The following is an 18,395-nucleotide window of genomic DNA, read 5'->3' as shown; positions in this document are numbered from 1 at the left end:
GATATTGTCGCGTCCATCCGGGGCAGTAATCGATCGAATAATAGGACACTGATTCAATCAGTATGCACGTAAGCGAAGCGAAAAGAACAAGCCGCACTGCCTGACCGTGTTCAGGCAAGGCGGCTTTTTCTTTTCGCGCCCGCAAGGGTAGCGATGTGAAAACGCATTGAATCGGTTGCCTGACGACGTTGGCTGAAGCGCTGCAATTGTGAGGAGTTGCAGCAGTTCAGCCGGTGCCGGATTCATTGGCCCAAATCGCCTGGCGGTTTGGTCCGATGAATAATTCGCCCGCCACGTTTGGGTGGGCGGGTTTTAACCTTGAGCGTATTTCTCATCGCAGATGAAGGAGAATCAAAATGGCAACCGCTAAGAAACCAGCAGCAAAGGCAGCAGCAAAAAGCGCGCCTTCGTCCGTGACGAAGGCCACCAAACCGGCAGCCAAGGCCGCAGCCGAGAAACCGGCAGCAAAGGCCGCAGCGAAGCCGGCAGCCAAGGCCAGCGCGACCAAGGCAGCCGCCAAGCCGGCAGCAAAGCGAGCTTCGACAGTGTCGAAGTCGAGCGCTGCAGCAAGCAAGACCGCTGCCACCAAGACCACCGCCACCAAGGCGGCAGCAAAACCTGCTGCAAAGAAAGCAGCTGCTAAACCGGCAGCAAAGCCTGCGGCAAAGAAAGCAGCTGCTAAACCGGCAGCAAAGCCTGCAGCAAAGAAAGCAGCTGCTAAACCGGCAGCAAAGCCTGCGGCAAAGAAAGCAGCCGCTAAACCGGCAGCCAAGCCTGCTGCAAAGAAAGCAGCTGCTAAACCGGCAGCCAAGCCAGCAGCAAAGAAAGCGGCTGCTAAACCGGCAGCCAAGGCCGCTACCAAGTCGGCAGCAAAGCCAGCTGCAAAGAAAGCAGTAGCCAAGCCGGCAGCGAAGCCAGCAGCAAAGAAAGCAGCAGCCAAGCCGGCAGCAAAGAAAGCAACTGCTAAACCGGCAGCCAAGGCCGCCACCAAGTCGGCAGCCAAGCCGGCAGCAAAAGCTGCGACCAAATCGGCAGCCAAGCCTGCAGCAAAGAAAGCTGCTGCTAAGCCGGCAGCCAAGGCCGCTGCGAGCAAATCGGCAGCCAAGCCGGCAGCAAAAAAAGTAGCCGCTAAACCTGCTGCAAAGAAGTCTGCTGCTCCGGCCAAAGCCGCTGCTAAACCGGCTGCCAAGAAAGCCGCTGCTCCAACCAAAGCCGCCGCTAAACCGGCTGCCAAAAAAGCTGCTGCTCCAGCCAAAGCCGCCGCTAAACCGGCTGCCAAGAAAGCTGCTGCTCCAGCCAAGGCTGCCGCTAAACCGGCTGCAAAGCGAGTTTCGACGGTGTCGAAACCGAGCGCTGCCGCCCCGGCTAAAGCTGCTGCTCCAGCTAAAGCCGCCGCTCCGGCTAAAGCCGCTGCAAAACCGGCCGAAAAAAAAGTCTCCGCTCCAGCTAAAGCTGCTGCACCGGCCAAAACCGCTGCCAAAGCCGCCGCTCCGGCCAAAACCGCTGCGACCAAATCGGCCGCAGCCAAGCCTGCTGCAAAGCCGGCCGTAAAAGCCGAAGCCAAGCCGGAAATGAAAGCGGAAGCGAAACCGGAAGCCAAAGCCGAAGCCAAACCGGAAGTGAAAGCCGAGTCCAAATCGGAATCGAAAGCCGAAGCCAAGCCGGAAGCCAAGGCCGATTCGAAATCGGACAGCAAGGCAGCAGCACCGGCCGCCGCAGCGAAAACCACGCTGTCGCCGGCAGCCGCCTGGCCGTTCCCGACCAGCAGCCGCCCATAATTCCGGCTCGGTAGCGAGTCTTGCCTGGATCAGGCAAAATACCGCTGTGTGATCGTTCACACAGCGGTTTTTTTTTAGGAGCCTACGTGCTGTCCATTCTCCAGTTTATTGTCGATACCGCTGCCAGCCTGCTGGGAGGATTGCTCCTGCTGCGCTTCTGGATGCAGGCGATCCGGGTGCGTCCGCCGCAGCAGATCGGCCAGTTCACCTTTACCCTGACCGACTGGCTGGTATTGCCGCTACGGCGCCTGGTGCCGGGCATGGGCGGCTATGACTGGGCAAGCCTGATCGGCGCCTTCCTGGTGGTGCTGCTGGCCAGCTCGCTGCTGCTGCTGGCCGGGGCGTCGGGCGAGATGGTGGTGCTGCATGCGCTGCACCGCTTCCTCAACTGGATCCTGTACGGCTTCATGGCGCTCCTGATCATCGAGGCGATCTTCAGCTGGGTGAATCCGCATGCGCCGCTGGCGCCGTTCGTGCACGCGCTGAATACCCCGATCCTGCGGCCGATCCGGCGCGTGGTGCCCCCCATCGGCGGGATCGATTTATCGGTACTGGTGGCCCTGGTGCTGATCCAGGTTATCCAGTTTGTATTGCGCCAGGTGTTTTACGGTTAATAGCGTCGCTACGAACAAGAATGGGTCCCCGCGGGGACCCATTTTTTTATTCACGGTATGAACCTGGTGGCGGTGCTCAGCGGAACTTGTATCCGAATGCCGCCTCAAACTTCTGCTCGACCTCTTGCGGCGTGAACGTATGGTTCTGGCCTCCGGTGCTGCCGATCTTGATCGCGCCCAGCAGGCTGGCGATGCGGCCGGTGGTCGGCCAGTCGAAGCCACTGGTAATCCCGTACAGCAAACCGGCGCGGTAGGCATCGCCGCAGCCGGTCGGGTCGACGATTTCATCCGCCTTCACCGCCGGGATGCGGTAGTGCTCCCCGCCCGCGTAGATGTCCGAGCCGTCGCCGCCGCGCGTGACGATCAGCGCGTCCAGGCGCGCGGCGATGTCCGCCAGGCTCAGGCCGGTGCGGTCCATCACGACTTCGAATTCATAGTCGTTGCAGGCCAGGTAGCTGGCCTGCTCGATAAAGCGGATCAGCTCTTCGCCCGAGAACATCGGCAGCTGCTGGCCCGGGTCGAACATGAAGGGAATGTCCTGCGCGGCGCAGTCGGCGGCGTGCTGGATCATGCCGTCGCGGCCGTCCGGCGAAATGATCGCCACGCGCAGTTCGCCCTGCTCAGCCACCTTGTTCTCGTGCGAGTACTGCATCGCGCCCGGGTGGAAGGCGTTGATCTGGTTGTTGTCCTGGTCCGCGGTGACGAAGCACTGTGCGGTGTAGGCATCGGGGATGCTGCGGATCGCGCGGGTCTCGATGCCCTGTTTCTTCATGCGCTCGAGGTAATCGCCGCCGTCCTGGCCGATGGTGCCCATCACCAGCGGCTCGCCGCCCAGCAGCTTGAGGTTGTAGGCGATGTTCACCGCGCAGCCGCCGTACTCCAGGCGCATGGTCGGCACCAGGAAAGACACGTTCACGCGATGCAGCTGGTCGGCCAGCAGGGTCTCGGCGAAGCGGCCGTGGTATTGCATGATCTTGTCGAAGGCGATCGATCCGCAGATCAGGGCGGTTTTGGTCATGGGGGGCTCTCGGGAATGGAAAGAATGGGGCGAGGCGTCACGGATAGAACACCGCGATATGGTAGCCGGACGGCGCCGGCTCCTCGACGCGGAAATGCAGCTTGACGGCTTGCTCGGTGCGCGCCGCGAAGCCGGCAGCCAGCTGCGGACCCGTGGGCAGGTAGTCGCGCGGGCCGAACACACGCCGCACCAGCGGCTTGTCGTCGGCATCGACCAGGGTCAGTTCGATGCTCGGCCAGGACTGGACGGCATTGCCCTGGTTGCGCAGCTGGGTGCTGAAGGTATAGGCGTTGCCGCCGAGCGTGGTCAGTTCGCCGGTGTCGATCACCAGTTCGTCGATCTGGGCCGGCAGCTCGATGCGGCAGCCCAGCGTCGCGCAGGCGCTGACCAGCGCGGGCCGCATGTCCGGGTGGCGCGCCGCCAGCGTGCTGCCGAAGCTGCGGACCAGCTGCGCCGCCAGCAACAGCAGCAGCACAAGGCTGCCGGCCGCCATCGCGATGCGCACCGCCTTGCCCGAGCGCTCGCGCTGGCGCCCGCGCCGCACGAATTCGGGCTCGTCCGGTTCCGGCACGCGCAGCTTGGGCGCTTCGATCCGGGTCGGCGTGAGCTTGGAGCGGCGCGCGGCGCGCGCTTCCGCGGCCTTGGCGCGCGGCGTCCTTGGCGCCACCGGCGGCGCGCTCGGCGGCAGCGGCATGGTGACCGTGGCCGGGCCGGATTCGCGCAGCAGCAGCGGCGGGGCGGATGACGTGGCCCTGGCCGGGGCGGAGTCGGCAACCGCTGTCGGTACCGCGGGCGCTTCGCCGGGCTCGTCTTCGTGGTCCGTCACCGGCGCGGCGACCAGCGCTTCGTCCACGCCTGGCTCGGCCGCCGGTTCCGTTTCGGGCGCGGATACGGCCTCCGGCGCCGGCGCCAGGGCCGGTTCAGGCTCGGGTTCAGGCTCAGGTTCAGGCCCGGGCTCGGCTTCAGGCTGTGCTTCGGCCTGCGGCGGTGCTGCCGTCACGGCCGGCTGCGGGCGGGCGTCGGCCACCAGGGCCCCGGTTTCTTCCGGCTCCTGTGGCGCAGCAAGGTCCTGGCCGTCCTCGCGGCTGACCTGCGGCAGGATGCCGAAGGGCGCGAAAGTACGGTCGAACGCGAGGGTGTAGATGGGATCGGCGGCGTTTTCTTCGGCGCCAGCGGCGACCGCGGGCGCTTCCTGCGGCGCAGGCGCAGGCGCAGGCGCCGTTGCGGGTGCGGGTTCAGGAACGGCAGCGGCGGCGGATGCGGGTTCCGCCGCAAGGCGGCGACGTGCGGACGGAAGGGCGGAGGAGGGCGCCGCGGCGGCCATGTCGACCAGCGCGGCGCTGCCGTCGAATACCTGGGTGCAGGCGCCGCAGCGAACAATGCCCCCACGCAGCTTCAGCTGGTCCGCGGCGACACGGAACATGGTGCCGCAGTGGGGACATTGGGTGGCGAGCGCCATGCCTGGGTTTCCCTTAAGCGGCGGTGGCGGAGCGCGGCGCGGGGGCGGTGTCCTGGCCGAGCGTCCCGTGAAGGGCGACCCAGCCGTCCTGCTCGGCCCAGACGCCCAGCTTGATGAAAGGTGCGTAGGCGGCGGCCACTTCCTCGGCCTGGCGTGCCAGCACGCCCGACAGGATCAGGCTGCCGCCCGGCGCCACGCGGCCGGACAGCATCGGCGCCATCAGCTTCAATGGGCTCGACAGGATGTTGGCCACCACGATGTCGAACTGGCCCTGCGCATGGCGCGTGTTCGGCGCGGCCGCGAAGTCGTCCGGCAGGTAGTAGTCGATGCTGACCTTGTTGCGTTCGGCGTTGCTGCGCGCCGATTCGATCGCCTGCGGGTCGATGTCGACCCCGGCGACGTCTTGCGCGCCGAGCTTCTTGGCGACCATCGCCAGGATGCCCGAACCGCAGCCGTAGTCCAGCACCGACTTGCCGGGCGCGGGGTGCGCTTCCAGCCATTCCATGCACAGGCGGGTGGTCGGGTGGCTGCCGGTGCCGAAGGCCAGGCCGGGATCGAGCTCGAGGATGAGCCCGTTCGGGTCCGGCGCTTCGTGCCAGCTCGGCACGACCCAGATGTTCTTGCCGATGTGGATCGGCTCGAACTGCGACTGGGTCAGGCGCACCCAGTCGGCGTCCGCCACCGCGCGGGTGGTGAACGAAGGCAGCACGGGCAGCTTGATGGCGTTGGCGGCTTCCTGCACGATCGCGAACTGGTCGGCGTCGGTATCGGTGAGCGCGACCACGCGCGAGTGGTCCCAGGCAGCCTCGGTGGGCTCCATGCCCGGCTCGCCGAACAGCGGTTTCTCGAGCTCCGTGCCTTCGTCCGCGTCTTCCACGGAAACCGACAGGGCGCCCGCTTCCATCAGGGCGTCCGACAGGGCTTCCGCGTGATCGCGGGCTACTTCGATGACGACTTCGGTCCAGCTCATAGATCAGCCTTCACGTCCGCTACCTTGGTTTCCGATTTGGCGCCGAGGCCACCTTCCTTCGGCAGGTCCGGCTTCGAGGCCAGCTTGTGCTCCAGGTAGTGGATGTTGGTGCCGCCCTCGATGAAGCGGGCGTCGACCATCAGCTCACGGTGCAGCGGGATATTGGTGAGAATACCTTCGACCACCATTTCCGAGAGCGCGATTTGCATGCGGCGAATTGCCTGCTCGCGCGTCGCACCGTAAGAAATTACCTTGCCGATCATCGAGTCGTAATGAGGTGGAACATAATATCCTGCATACGAGTGCGAATCGACACGGATGCCAGGACCGCCCGGCGGATGCCAGCCGGTGATGCGGCCCGGGGAAGGCGTGAACTTGAACGGGTCTTCGGCATTGATGCGGCACTCGATCGAATGGCCCGACAGCATGATGTCGCGCTGCTTGAAGCGCAGCTTCTCGCCGCAGGCGATGCGGATCTGTTCCTGCACGATGTCGATCCCGGTGATCATCTCGGTGACCGGGTGTTCCACCTGCACGCGGGTGTTCATCTCGATGAAGTAGAACTCGCCGTTCTCGTACAGGAATTCGAAGGTGCCGGCGCCGCGGTAGCCGATCTTGCGGCAGGCTTCGGCGCAGCGGTCGCCGATCTTCTCGATGAGTTTGCGCGGGATGCCCGGCGCCGGCGCTTCCTCGATCACTTTCTGGTGGCGGCGCTGCATCGAGCAGTCGCGCTCGCCCAGCCAGACGGCGTTCTTGTGTTCGTCGGCGAGGATCTGGATCTCCACGTGGCGCGGATTTTCCAGGAACTTCTCCATGTAGACTTCCGGATTGCCGAAGGCGGTGCCGGCTTCGGTTTTGGTCATCTGCACGGCGCCCAGCAGTGCGGCTTCGGTGTGCACCACGCGCATGCCGCGGCCGCCACCGCCGCCGGCGGCCTTGATGATGACCGGGTAGCCGATCTTGCGCGCGGTCGTGATGATCTCTTTCGGATCGTCCGGCAGGGCGCCGTCCGAACCCGGCACGCAAGGCACGCCGGCCTTGATCATCGCCTGCTTGGCCGAGACCTTGTCGCCCATCAGGCGGATCGAGTCCGAGCGCGGGCCGATGAAGACGAAGCCCGATTTCTCGACGCGTTCGGCGAAGTCGGCGTTCTCCGACAGGAAGCCGTAGCCCGGGTGGATCGCCTCGGCGTCCGTCACTTCGGCGGCGCTGATAATCGCCGGCATGTTCAGGTAGCTGAGCGCCGACTGGGCCGGGCCGATGCAGACGGATTCGTCCGCCAGTTTCACGTACTTCGCGTCCTTGTCGGCCTCGGAGTGAACGACGACCGTCTTGATGCCCAGTTCGCGGCAGGCGCGCTGGATACGCAGCGCGATTTCACCACGGTTGGCGATGAGGATTTTTTCAAACATGGTAGGTTCGGTGTTTCAGTGAAAACCGGCGCAACAGTCTGGATCAGAAAGCGCGCCGGACACGACATGGATGGGCTGGCGGCGGACGCCGCCCGGCCGGAGGGTTCGGATCGTCCAACAAGACACCATTACGGCGAGACGGTGCAACGCCGCCATGGGGGATTGTCAGGCGATCTTAGCCGATGACGAACAGCGGCTGGCCAAATTCGACCGGCTGGCCGTTTTCCACGAGAATCTTGGTGACCGTGCCGGCGACGTCGGCATCGATCTCGTTCAGGAGCTTCATCGCTTCGATGATGCACAGGGTATCGCCCTGCTTGATGTTGGCGCCGACTTCCACGAAGGCCGGGGCGCCCGGGGCCGAAGAGCGGTAGAAGGTGCCGACCATCGGCGACTTGACCACGTGGCCGGTCTGCTCGGCGACCGGCGCGGCGGCCGGGGCTGCCGCAGGGGCCGCGACCGCGCCCTGCTGGGCCGGGGCGGCGTAGTGCTGCACGGCCTGCTGCGGCAGCATCATCATCTGGTTTTGCGGGTTTGCGGACGACTTGACGATGCGGACCTTGCTTTCGCCTTCGGTCACTTCGAGTTCAGCGATGTCCGATTCGGCGACCAGGTCGATCAAAGTCTTGAGTTTTCTGAGATCCATGTGAAACCCCTTGGAATGTTTTATTCGTTTTTAAGAGAGCTGGCAACGCGATGCCGGGTAAGCCTGCGGCCGCTGATACATGAAGTTGACGTAGATTAACGCGATTTAAGCGCAAAGTCGATGGCAAACCGGTATCCGTCCGGCCCCAGTCCGCAGATCACGCCTTGCGCGACAGCCGACAGGTACGAGTGATGCCGGAAGGATTCGCGGGCATGGACATTCGAGATGTGTACCTCCACGAACGGGATTGCCACCGCAGCAAGCGCATCGCGCAGGGCCACGCTGGTATGGGTCAGGCCGCCCGGATTGATGACGATCGCGTCCACGCCTTCGCCGCGCGCGGCGTGGATGCGGTCGATCAGGGCTCCTTCATGGTTGCTCTGGAAGCAGTCGAGGCTTGCGCCTGCCGCCTGAGCCTGTGCCAGTGCCGCCTGTTCGATGTCGGCCAGCGTCGTCGCGCCGTACACCTCGGGCTCCCGGGTCCCCAGTAGATTGAGGTTGGGGCCGTTAAGCAGCAGTAGCTTTTTCGCCATGTTGAAGAGTCTGAAGCCCGAAAGGAAGGCATTGTGCCGCCAAGCTCGACTATTGGCAAGCGGTAAAATTACCGGGGGTTGAACGCATATTCGGCGCAGTTCGGAAAAGAACGATCGTTCGCTCGCCGGGTGGCCGGCGGTGCCGGCCACGCGTTCGAATCATGCCGATACTGCCTGCACGGCTGTTCTATCGGTGGCTGAACGCGCGCTCGGCGCAGCCGGCCACCCTGGGACTCTACGGCAACTCAAAGTTCGGCCAGGTCGGCCCGCAGTTCGTCGAACTTCAGCTTGCCCAGGTAGGTCTTGCGCACCTGGCCGTCCGCGCCGATCAATACCGTATACGGCAGCCCGCCGGCGCTGTTGCCGAAGGCGCGCGACAGCTCGGTGCCGCCCATGCCGGCCACGTAGAGCGGATAGGCGATCTTGAGCTTGGCGGCGAATTCGCGCATGTTCGAGGGTGAATCGATGCCGATGCCGATCACATTGAAGTGCTTGCCGGCATCAAGCGCGGCCAGTTCGGACAGCTCCGGCATCTCCTGCACGCAGGGCGCGCACCAGGTTGCCCAGAAATTCACCAGCAAGGGCTTGCCGCGCCACCTGGACAGCGGCTGCGGCATTCCCTGCAGGTCGTTGAGCGACTGCGCGAACAGGTTCTCGACGACGCTGTGCGGCTTGCCGCCGGTCGGCGCGATGGCCGTGGTGTAGGGAGGGACTTCTTTCTTGTTGATGGCAACCAGGGCCCCCATGATGCCGAACATGGCGGCAACGGCCGCATAGGCAGCCACGTGTTTCTTATTCATTCGTCCTGTTCCAAAGTCTCATCGTTTGCCATCAGCGCACGCAGCCCGGCTGCGTCGACCCGCTGCAGGCGGCCATCGGCGCGCGGTTTCAAGGCCCCGCGCACATCATGAAAATCGTATAACTCGGCATGAATAGTTTCCTTATGCCACAGGAAGCTGACCGTTTCAACCGGATCGTGCCGCCCGCCCTTGAAATGCGGCGTTTCGGAGATCTCGATATCGACGTTGCGGTTGAGCAGGAAGATCTCGACCTCCTTGGCGCTGTCGGCGAACAGCTGCAGGTGGATCTCGTCGTGCTCGCCCGCCGTACCGTTGAGCACGGCGCCGGTGAGGTAGGGGCGGAAGTCGGCCAGCTGGTCCATCACCTGCAGGGCGGTCTCGCGCAGGGCGCGCAAGCGCTCGGCCTGGCCGGGACCGCCGAACAGGGCCTGGTATTGACGGACCTGGTCCTCGATCTGCAGGTTGTCGGGCATCAGGTTGGGACTGGGGCGGTCCACCCCGAGCACCTGGCGCGCCGCCTTGCGGCGCGCGGTATCGTAATCGGCGCCATCCTGGGCGACCATGCGCGCAGCAAAGGCAGCGATTTCGGCGCGCAGCTGGAGTAGGTCATTGTTCTGAGTAGGCATGATGCCCGAATCATACTCTTAAGAGGAAAATGACAGCGGGTCGGGTAGAATCGCGCTTTCGAATTCATTTACTGCGGCTTTTTCTTCCACGACCATGCATATTCACATTCTCGGTATTTGCGGCACCTTCATGGGTGGCCTGGCGGTCCTGGCCAAGGAAGCCGGCCACCGCGTCACCGGTTGCGACGCCAACGTCTATCCCCCGATGAGCACCCAGCTGGAAGCCCAGGGCATCGAGCTGATCCAGGGCTTCGGTCCCGAGCAGGTGTCGCTGAATCCCGACCTGTATGTGATCGGTAACGTCATGACGCGCGGCAATCCGCTGATCGAAGAGATCCTGAACCGCGGGCTGCCCTATGTTTCCGGCCCGCAGTGGATCGGCGAGCACATCCTGCGCGATAAATGGGTGCTGGCCGTGGCCGGCACGCACGGCAAGACCACGACCACCTCGATGCTGGCCTGGATCCTGGAAGACGCGGGTTACGCGCCGGGCTTCCTGATCGGCGGCGTGCCGATGAACTTCGGCATCTCGGCGCGCCTGCATGGCGACAAGCCGAGCGATTTCTTCGTGATCGAGGCCGACGAATACGACACCGCCTTTTTCGACAAGCGCAGTAAATTCGTCCATTACCACGCCAAGACCGCGGTGCTGAACAACCTGGAATACGACCACGCCGACATCTTCCCGGACATCGGCGCCATCGAGACCCAGTTCCACCACCTGGTGCGCACCGTGCCGGGCGTGGGCCGCCTGGTCGTGAACGGCGACGAAGCCGCGCTCGCGCGCGTGCTCAAGCGCGGCTGCTGGAGCGAGAAGGAAGGCTTCGGTACGGCCGAGGGCGTCAACTGGAGCCTGGTCGAGCATCCCGGCGGCGGCAGCTTCGACGTCCTGTTCGACGGCGCTTCGCAGGGCACCGTCGAATGGGAGCTGACCGGCCACCACAACCGCCTGAACGCGCTGGCCGCGATCGCGGCCGCGCGCCACGTCGGCGTGCCGACCTCGCAGGCGATCGCTTCGCTGTCGCGCTTCCAGAGCGTCAAGCGCCGCATGGAAGTGCGCGGCACGGTCAACAACATCACCGTGTACGACGACTTCGCGCACCACCCGACCGCGATCGCCACCACCGTGGGCGGCCTGCGCCAGAAGATCGGCAATAATGGCGCAAGCTCGGGCCGCATCCTGGCCGTGCTCGAACCGCGCTCGAACACCATGAAGCTGGGCGCCATGAAGGACGCGCTGCCGGGCAGCCTGAAGGACGCCGACCTGGTGTTCGGCTTCGGCAGCCAGCAGGCGCTGGGCTGGTCGCTGGCCGACGCATTGCGGCCGCTGGGCGCCATCGCGCACAGCTTCGACCAGATCGACTACATGGTGCAGGCCATCGTGCAGGCGGCCCAGCCGGGCGACCATATCCTCGTGATGAGCAACGGCGGCTTCGGCGGCGTGCACCAGAAACTGCTGGACGCGCTGGCATCATGACCGCGAACGCCTACGTTCTGTACCTCCACGGATTCCGTTCGTCGCCCAGGTCGTTCAAGGCGCGGGTGGTGCAGAAGGCCTTGACCGACGCGGGCCGGGCGAACGAACTGATCTGCCCGCAGCTGCCGGCCTCGCCCAAAGAGGCGATCGCCCTGGCCCTGCTGCTGGCCGAACGGCATGCGCCGGACAAGCTGTCCATCATCGGTTCCTCGCTGGGCGGCTTCTACGCCACCTGGCTGGCCGAGCGCCTGGGCGTGCCGGCGGTGCTGCTCAACCCGTCCGTGAATCCCCTGAAGAACCTGGAACACCAGGTCGGCGTGACGACCAGCTGGCATTCGGACGAACCCTTCGAGTTCCGCCGCGAGTACATCGACGAACTGGCGGCGCTCAAGGTCGAGCGCATCACCAGGCCGGAACGCTATTTCCTGCTCGCGGCAACCGGCGACGAAGTGCTCGACTACCGCGACATGGTGGCGCACTACGCCGGGGCAAGACAGCACGTGATCGAGGGCAGCGACCATGCGATCTCGGAATTCCCGCAGTACGTAGACGAGGTGCTGGCCTTCTGCACGCGGACCGCAGGCATGGCTCAGTGAAGGCCGGTGTGAAGGCCGGCGTGAAGCTCGGCACGAAGCCTGGCATGAGAGGCGCCTCGCTGCGCCAGGCCGCCTGGCAGCCGCATGCCGGGGCGGTGCGCGCGCCGGACGCGATGCGCGACTGGCTCACCACCGAAGGCTCGCTGACGGCGCGCCTGATGGCGCACAGCGAATGCTTCAGGGTGCGCCGGCTGCACCAGGTCGGCGCCACCTGCCTGGCGGACGAGGCGCACGCGATCGGCCTGGCGCGCCCGGGGCGCGTGTGGGAGCGCGAAGTGCTGCTCGAATGCGACGGCATCCCGAGGGTGTTCGGCCACACGGTGGTGCCGGTCGGATGCACCGCCAGCGACTGGCCGCTGTTTTCGGCGCTGGGCGAACGCTCGCTCGGCACCACCTTGTTCTACGACCCGCTGGTGCGCCGGGGCCAGCTGGAATACGCGCGCATCCGCGCGGGCCATCCGCTGATGGGGCGCGTGCGCGCAGTCCTGGGCGGAAGCGACGACTCACTTTATTATGCGCGGCGCTGCGTCTACCGCCGCCGTCAAGGCCTGCTTCTGGTCACCGAGGTATTCTTGCCGGCGGTGCTGGACCTGAAGCCGGCCGGAACACAACAGAACACGAAATAACATGAATCTTTTTTTTGAAGAGTCGGGCGACTTCAAGGTCGGCACCGTATTGTCGCAAGCGGGCGAGGCCTACCAGGTGGAGCTGGCCAGCGGCAAGCGCACCAAGGTCAAGTCCAGGGACGTGCTGATCCAGTTCGAGCAGCCCGAGCCCGAAGTGCTGCTCGCCGCCGCCAAGGGCATCGCCGCCGAGGTGGACCTGGACTTCCTGTGGGAGGTCGCGGGCCAGGAAGAATTCGGCTTTGCGGAACTCGGCCTCGAGTACTTCGGTCATGCGCCGCTGCCGCTCGAGGCCGCCGGCCTGGTGCTGGCGCTGCACGCGGCGCCGATCTACTTCCACAAGAAAGGCCGCGGGCGCTACAAGGCCGCGCCCGAGCAGACCCTGAAGGCGGCGCTGGCCGGCATCGAAAAGAAGAAGCAGCAGGCCATCGTGCAGGCCGGCTACGTCGACGAGCTCAAGGCGGGCAAGCTGCCGCAGGCCATGCAGGCGCTCGTGCACCAGCTGCTGTTCAAGCCGGAAAAGAACACCATCGAGTACAAGGCGCTCGAGGCGGCCGCTTCCGAACTGCAGACCAGCGCGCCGCGCCTGATGCTGAGCACGGGCGGGCTGGCCTCGCCGAAGGAACTGCACATGGCGCGCTTCCTGTTCGAGCACTTCCCGCGCGGCGCCGGCTTTCCCCAGGTGGACCTGCCAACGGCGCCCGCCGACCTGCCGCTGGCCGACGTCGCCGCCTTCTCGATCGACGACGTGACCACCACCGAGATCGACGACGCCTTCTCGGTGGCCAGGCTCGACGATGGCACCGTGCGTGTGGGCATCCACATCGCGGCGCCGGGCCTGGGCATCCGTCCGGACGACGCGATCGACAAGATCGCGCGCGCGCGCATGTCGACCGTGTATATGCCGGGCGATAAGATCACCATGCTGCCGGACGAAGTCGTGGACGCCTTCACCCTGGCCGAAGGCAAGGACTGCCCGGCGCTGTCGCTGTACGCGGTGCTCGACCCGAAGGACTGGACCGTGGTCTCGACCACCACCCGCGCCGAGCGCGTGCCGATCAAAAGCAACCTGCGCCACAACGACCTCGACGACCTGGTCAACGAAGAGACGCTGGCCAGCGGCGCTGGCGAATATCCCCACAAGGATGAATTGGGCCTGCTGTGGCAGTGGGCGCTGCAGCTGGAAGCGGGCCGCATGAAAAAGCGCGAAGCCTTCGGCCTCAAGCCGGAACAGGCCAACCGCGTGGACTTCAACTTCTACGTCGAAGACGACGTGGTCAGCATCGTGCGCCGCAAGCGCGGCGCGCCGCTCGACAAGATCGTGGCCGAGCTGATGATCTTCGCCAACAGCACCTGGGGCAAGCTGCTGCACGACTCGGGCGTGCCGGGCATCTACCGCTCGCAGGGGCCGGGCGCGGGCGGCTGGAACGCCAAGATCCAGGTGCGCATGGTGACGCACGCCGCGCCGCACCAGGGCCTGGGCGTGGACCAGTACGCGTGGAGCACCTCGCCGCTGCGCCGCTATACCGACCTGGTGAACCAGTGGCAGATCCTGGCCTGCGCCTCGCACGGCGTGACCGCGCCGCTGGTGGCCCCGTTCAAGCACCGCGACGCGACCCTGTTCTCGATCGTCTCGGCTTTCGACGCGGCCTATGCGGCCTACAACGACTTCCAGCAGAACATGGAACGCTACTGGTGCCTGCGCTGGCTGGGCCAGGAGCAGGCCCGTCAGGTCGACGCCGTGGTGCTCAAGGACGAAGTGGTGCGCCTGGTCGAGATCCCGCTGGTGGCGCGCCTGGCCGGCATGCCGCAACTGGCGCGCGGCGCCCAGGTCAGGCTGGACATCGTGCGCTGGGACGAGGTCGACCTCTCGCTCGAAGCGCGCCTGCTCGAGGTGGCGGCGGCGGCGCCGGACGCCTCGATCGAGATCGAAGAAGAGGGCGAGGGCGGCGATAGCGGCGAAGCGGCGCTGGCCGAAGTCGTGGAAGCGGAGGGTGTCGTCGCTGCCGTCACGACCGAGGACGGTGTCGAGGTGCCCGCCAACGCCGGCACCGCTTGATATTGTAGGGTGGGCGGATTTTCCGCCCACGCGTCCAGACAGTGCATGATGAGCAAGGTGCGCATCTGTTCGGACGGGATGTGAACGCGTGGGCGGCATAGCCGCCCACGCTACGTGTCGCGACCAGGCCGCCACAATCTCCCCACGCCCGCAGTTGCAGGTTAGAATGCCCCATCCCTGATCCAACAGCCCGTCCGGGCACGCGCAGTGAAGTATTTGCAAAATAATCGTCCCCTGATGATCGCCCTCGGCGTCTCCGTGCTCGCGCACGCGGCGCTGCTGGCAGTGCGTTTCGCCGCGCCGGAGGCATTCCGTCACCGGCCGGCCGACCCGGGGCTGGAAGTCATCCTGGTCAACGCCAAGCATGCCAACGCGCCGGCCAAGGCCGACGCCCTGGCCCAGGCCAACCTGGAGGGCGGCGGCACCGCCGACGCGGGGCGCGCGCGTTCGCCGCTGCCCGACCTGCGCAAGGTGGAAAATGGCGAAAGCATCAAGGCCCTGCAGCGCCGCATCACCGAACTGGAGCAGCAACAGCAGAACGTCCTGACCCGCGTGCGCAGCGCAAACTTCGCGGCGCCCCCCAAGACCGAGCAGGACAAGCCCGATCCGGACCGCAGCGGCAACGACGCGTTCGAGACCAGCCGCGCCATCTCGCGCGCCGCGGCCGAAGTCATCGAGCGCATCGAAGACCAGAACAAGCGTCCCAAGCGCACCCAGATCACGCCCAGCACGCGCCAGGTCGGCTACGCCCTCTATTACAAGGAGATGCAAAAGCGGATCGAGGAAGTCGGTACCCTCAACTTCCCGCAGCAGAACGGCAAGAAGCTGTACGGCGAACTGGTGGTCTACATTCCGGTGTTCCAGGATGGCAGCCTGTACACGAAGGACGGCGGCCCGCGCGTCGAACGCAGTTCCGGCAACCGCGCGCTGGATGCGGCCGCCCTGCAGATCGTGCGCCGCGCGGCGCCGTTCGGTAACTTCCCGGCGAACATGCGCAGCCGCGGCAAGGACGACCTGTGGGAAGTGATCACGCGTTTCCGCTTCACCCGTGAAGAAAAGATGCAGACCGAATTGCGCGGCAACGAAGGATGACCGGGCATGACTGACAAATACTGCGTGATCGGCAATCCGATCGCCCACAGCAAATCGCCCGAGATCCACCCCGTGTTTGCGCGCCTGAGCGGCCAGGACCTGGTCTACGAACGCTGCCTCGCCCCGCTGGACGGCTTCGCGGACACCGTGCGGCGCCTGGTGAACGAAGGCTACCGCGGCGCCAACGTCACCTTGCCGTTCAAGATCGAGGCGGCGCAGGTCTGCACCCGGCTGGAACAGCGCGCCCGCGCGGCCGGCGCGGTCAACACCCTGAGCTTCGAACACGGCGAGATCGTCGGCGACAACACCGACGGCCCGGGCCTGGTGGCCGACATCACCCGCAATGCCGGCGTGGCCATTGCCGGCAAGCGCGTGCTGCTGCTGGGCGCCGGCGGCGCGGCGCGCGGCGCGCTGCTGCCGCTCATCGGGCAAGGGCCGCGCGAGATCGTCATCGCCAACCGCACCGTCGCCACCGCGCAAGGGCTGGCGCAGGACTTCATTCGCTACGGCGTGCCGATCGCCGCGAGCGGCTTCGCGGAGGTTCCCGGCAGCTTCGACATCGTGATCAACGCGACCTCCGGCAGCCTGGCCGGCGCGGTGCCGCCGGTACCGGCCGCCGTGTTCGGCCCGGGCTGCCTGGCGCTGGACATGATGTATGGCAGCGAACCGACGGTGTTCATGGATGTCGCGGCCGGCCATGGCGCCGTGGTGCGCGACGGCCTGGGCATGCTGGTGGAGCAGGCCGCCGAAGCCTTCGCCATCTGGCGCGGCGTGCGGCCCGATACAACCGAGGTATTCAAGAAGATGCGAGCATGAGCACACGTACCGGCAACAGCACCATGGCGAGGGGGAAAACGAGGAAAGCGGGGGCGAAGGGCGGGCGCCGCTGGCGTAAATGGCTGATCCTGGGCCCGATCCTGCTGGTGCTGCTGGTCCAGCTCTACTTCTTCGTCATGGTCTGCTGGTATGCGGTGTTCAATCCCGGCTCGACCAGCTTCATGCGCCAGCAACTGTCGGAGCTGCGCGAAAAGAACCCGGACGTGCAGCTCAAGCACGAATGGGTGCCTTACGAGCGCATTTCGGTGAACCTGAAGCGGGCCGTGGTGGCCTCGGAAGATTCGCGCTTCGCCGAGCACGGCGGGGTGGACTGGGAGGCCCTGGAAAAAGCGTACGAGCGCAACAACAAGCGCAGCAAGGTGGTCGGCGGCGGCTCGACCATCACCCAGCAGCTGGCCAAGAACCTGTTCCTGTCCGGCTCGCGCAGCTACCTGCGCAAGGGGCAGGAGATGATCATCGCCTTCATGCTGGAGACCGTGATGAGCAAGAAGCGCATCCTCGAAATCTACCTGAACGTGGTCGAATACGGCCGCGGCGTGTTCGGCGCCGAAGCCGCGGCGCGCCACTACTATCGCACCTCCGCGGCCAGGCTGAGCGCGCAGCAGGCCGCGCGCCTGGCGGTGATGCTGCCCAATCCGCGCTACTACGACAAGCACCGCTCCACCAGCTACCTGGTGCGCCGCACCGCCCTGATCCAGCGCCGCATGCGCTTCGCCGACCTGCCCTGACCGGCCGCGAGGCCCGAGGGCCACGAAATTGTCGTGACGGGGTGGCCGCGTTCGGGGGCTCTCGGTTACACTTGCGTCAAATTTCGAATCCCGGCCGAGAAAAAGCGCATGATCAACGTATTTGTCCTACAAAATGGCCGCCTGAACCAGGTCAGCGTCGACTCGCGCGAGGACCTGGAGAACGTGACGCCGGTCTGGGTCGACCTGAACGAACCTACCGACGAGGAGCGCACCCTGGTCAAGACGACCTATGGGGTGACGCTGCCGGGCGAGGACGAGGTGTCGGACATCGAGGCCTCGGCGCGCTACTACGAAGCCGAGAACGGCGACCTGCACCTGCGCACCGACTTCCTGCTCGAAGAAGAAGACGGGCCGTCGCGCGTGATCACCGTCGCGTTCATCCTGTCCGGGAAAATCCTGTTCTCGGTGCACAACGACGACCTGCCGGTGTTCCGCCTGGTGCGCCTGCGCGCGCGCTCGCGCCCCGGCTCGATCGAAGACTACATGGACGTGCTGCTCGACCTGTACGCGACCGACGCCGAGTATTCGGCGGACGCGCTGGAAGGCATCTACGAAGCGCTGGAAGAAGTCTCCACCCGCGTGCTGCAGAAGGAATTCACCGACCAGGACGCAGCCGCGGCGCTGAACGCGATCGCGCACGAGGAAGACTTGAACGGCCGCATCCGGCGCAACATGATGGATACCCGGCGCGCGGTCAGCTTCCTGATGCGCGGCCGCCTGCTGAACGCCGACCAGTTCGAGGAAGCGCGCCAGATCCTGCGCGACATCGAATCGCTGGACGGCCACACGTCCTTCCTGTTCGACAAGGTGAACTTCCTGATGGATGCCACCGTCGGTTTCATCAACATCAACCAGAACAAGATCATCAAGATCTTCTCGGTGGCCTCGGTGGCCTTCCTGCCGCCGACCCTGATCGCCAGTATCTACGGCATGAACTTCAAGGTGTTCCCGGAGCTGAACTGGAGTTTCGGCTATCCGCTGGCGATCGGGCTGATGGTCGCGGCCATGGCGGCGCCGCTGCTGTACTTCCAGCGCCGCGGCTGGCTGCGCTGAAATAAAATTTCAAAAAAGAGACGGCGGTGAAATGATATTTCACCGCCGTTTTT

The 18,395-nt window shown here is 65.3% G+C and carries 18 protein-coding genes; 10 read left to right on the top strand and 8 right to left on the bottom strand.

The genetic code is table 11. From position 1 onward, the window contains the following. The first annotated feature begins 545 nt into the window (after positions 1-545). Positions 546-1,778, top strand: a complete 1,233-nt coding sequence (locus IM543_21050) for a hypothetical protein (protein QOY96794.1) — start codon at positions 546-548, stop codon at positions 1,776-1,778. A gap of 86 nt (positions 1,779-1,864) precedes the next feature. Next, positions 1,865-2,392, top strand: a complete 528-nt coding sequence (locus IM543_21045; GenBank protein QOY93975.1) for a YggT family protein — start codon at positions 1,865-1,867, stop codon at positions 2,390-2,392. Between the two features lie 76 nt (positions 2,393-2,468). On the opposite strand, the gene IM543_21040 is transcribed toward IM543_21045, so the two are convergent. From IM543_21040 to IM543_21005, 8 genes are all read right to left on the bottom strand, one after another. After that, the gene (locus IM543_21040) at positions 2,469-3,410 is read right to left on the bottom strand and encodes a carbohydrate kinase family protein (protein QOY93974.1); all 942 of its coding nucleotides are present in this window, start codon (positions 3,408-3,410) and stop codon (positions 2,469-2,471) included. Positions 3,411-3,447: 37 nt separating this feature from the next. Next, complete coding sequence (locus tag IM543_21035) at positions 3,448-4,869, bottom strand: zinc-ribbon domain-containing protein (GenBank protein ID QOY93973.1); 1,422 nt, start codon at positions 4,867-4,869, stop codon at positions 3,448-3,450. A 13-nt stretch (positions 4,870-4,882) separates the two neighbouring features. Next, positions 4,883-5,839 carry a 50S ribosomal protein L11 methyltransferase gene (prmA, locus tag IM543_21030; GenBank protein QOY93972.1) on the bottom strand — a complete coding sequence of 319 codons (957 nt, stop codon included), beginning with the start codon at positions 5,837-5,839 and terminating at the stop codon, positions 4,883-4,885. Continuing rightward, a complete protein-coding gene (gene accC / locus IM543_21025) occupies positions 5,836-7,251 on the bottom strand; it encodes an acetyl-CoA carboxylase biotin carboxylase subunit (protein QOY93971.1) in 1,416 nt (471 codons plus the stop codon). The genes prmA and accC overlap by 4 nt, the downstream gene beginning before the upstream one ends. A 175-nt stretch (positions 7,252-7,426) precedes the next feature. Continuing rightward, positions 7,427-7,897: an acetyl-CoA carboxylase biotin carboxyl carrier protein gene (locus IM543_21020; GenBank protein ID QOY93970.1), complete on the bottom strand. Its 471-nt coding sequence runs from the start codon at positions 7,895-7,897 to the stop codon at positions 7,427-7,429. Between the two features lie 95 nt (positions 7,898-7,992). Next, positions 7,993-8,430 carry a type II 3-dehydroquinate dehydratase gene (gene aroQ / locus IM543_21015; GenBank protein QOY96793.1) on the bottom strand — a complete coding sequence of 146 codons (438 nt, stop codon included), beginning with the start codon at positions 8,428-8,430 and terminating at the stop codon, positions 7,993-7,995. Positions 8,431-8,675: 245 nt separating this feature from the next. Then, positions 8,676-9,230, bottom strand: coding sequence for a TlpA family protein disulfide reductase (locus tag IM543_21010; protein QOY93969.1), 555 nt, complete (start codon positions 9,228-9,230; stop codon positions 8,676-8,678). Then, entirely contained in the window at positions 9,227-9,856 is a 630-nt protein-coding gene (locus tag IM543_21005; protein QOY93968.1) for a hypothetical protein, read from the bottom strand. The genes IM543_21010 and IM543_21005 overlap by 4 nt, the downstream gene beginning before the upstream one ends. A gap of 94 nt (positions 9,857-9,950) precedes the next feature. On the opposite strand from IM543_21005, the gene mpl reads away from it, so the two are divergent. The 8 genes from mpl (at position 9,951) to corA (ending at position 18,342) form a co-directional block, all read left to right on the top strand. Further along, positions 9,951-11,333, top strand: coding sequence for a UDP-N-acetylmuramate:L-alanyl-gamma-D-glutamyl-meso-diaminopimelate ligase (gene mpl, locus IM543_21000; protein ID QOY93967.1), 1,383 nt, complete (start codon positions 9,951-9,953; stop codon positions 11,331-11,333). Then, positions 11,330-11,929: an esterase gene (locus IM543_20995; protein QOY93966.1), complete on the top strand. Its 600-nt coding sequence runs from the start codon at positions 11,330-11,332 to the stop codon at positions 11,927-11,929. Before mpl ends, IM543_20995 begins: the two co-directional genes overlap by 4 nt. Positions 11,930-11,973: 44 nt before the next feature. Continuing rightward, the gene (locus IM543_20990; protein ID QOY93965.1) at positions 11,974-12,555 is read left to right on the top strand and encodes a chorismate lyase; all 582 of its coding nucleotides are present in this window, start codon (positions 11,974-11,976) and stop codon (positions 12,553-12,555) included. 1 nt (position 12,556) lies between these two features. Beyond that, positions 12,557-14,611 carry an RNB domain-containing ribonuclease gene (locus IM543_20985; GenBank protein ID QOY93964.1) on the top strand — a complete coding sequence of 685 codons (2,055 nt, stop codon included), beginning with the start codon at positions 12,557-12,559 and terminating at the stop codon, positions 14,609-14,611. Positions 14,612-14,848: 237 nt separating this feature from the next. Continuing rightward, complete coding sequence (locus IM543_20980; GenBank protein QOY96792.1) at positions 14,849-15,703, top strand: TonB family protein; 855 nt, start codon at positions 14,849-14,851, stop codon at positions 15,701-15,703. Positions 15,704-15,709: 6 nt separating this feature from the next. Beyond that, complete coding sequence (gene aroE, locus IM543_20975; GenBank protein ID QOY93963.1) at positions 15,710-16,519, top strand: shikimate dehydrogenase; 810 nt, start codon at positions 15,710-15,712, stop codon at positions 16,517-16,519. A gap of 23 nt (positions 16,520-16,542) precedes the next feature. After that, complete coding sequence (gene mtgA, locus IM543_20970) at positions 16,543-17,268, top strand: monofunctional biosynthetic peptidoglycan transglycosylase (GenBank protein ID QOY96791.1); 726 nt, start codon at positions 16,543-16,545, stop codon at positions 17,266-17,268. A 108-nt stretch (positions 17,269-17,376) separates the two neighbouring features. Continuing rightward, positions 17,377-18,342, top strand: coding sequence for a magnesium/cobalt transporter CorA (gene corA, locus IM543_20965; GenBank protein ID QOY93962.1), 966 nt, complete (start codon positions 17,377-17,379; stop codon positions 18,340-18,342). The last annotated feature ends 53 nt before the right edge of the window (positions 18,343-18,395 follow it).

The organism is Massilia sp. UMI-21, assembly GCA_015277795.1.
Lineage (GTDB): Bacteria > Pseudomonadota > Gammaproteobacteria > Burkholderiales > Burkholderiaceae_D > Telluria.
Note: the sequence above shows the minus strand (reverse complement) of the source record. Positions and strands in the feature narration are given on the sequence as shown.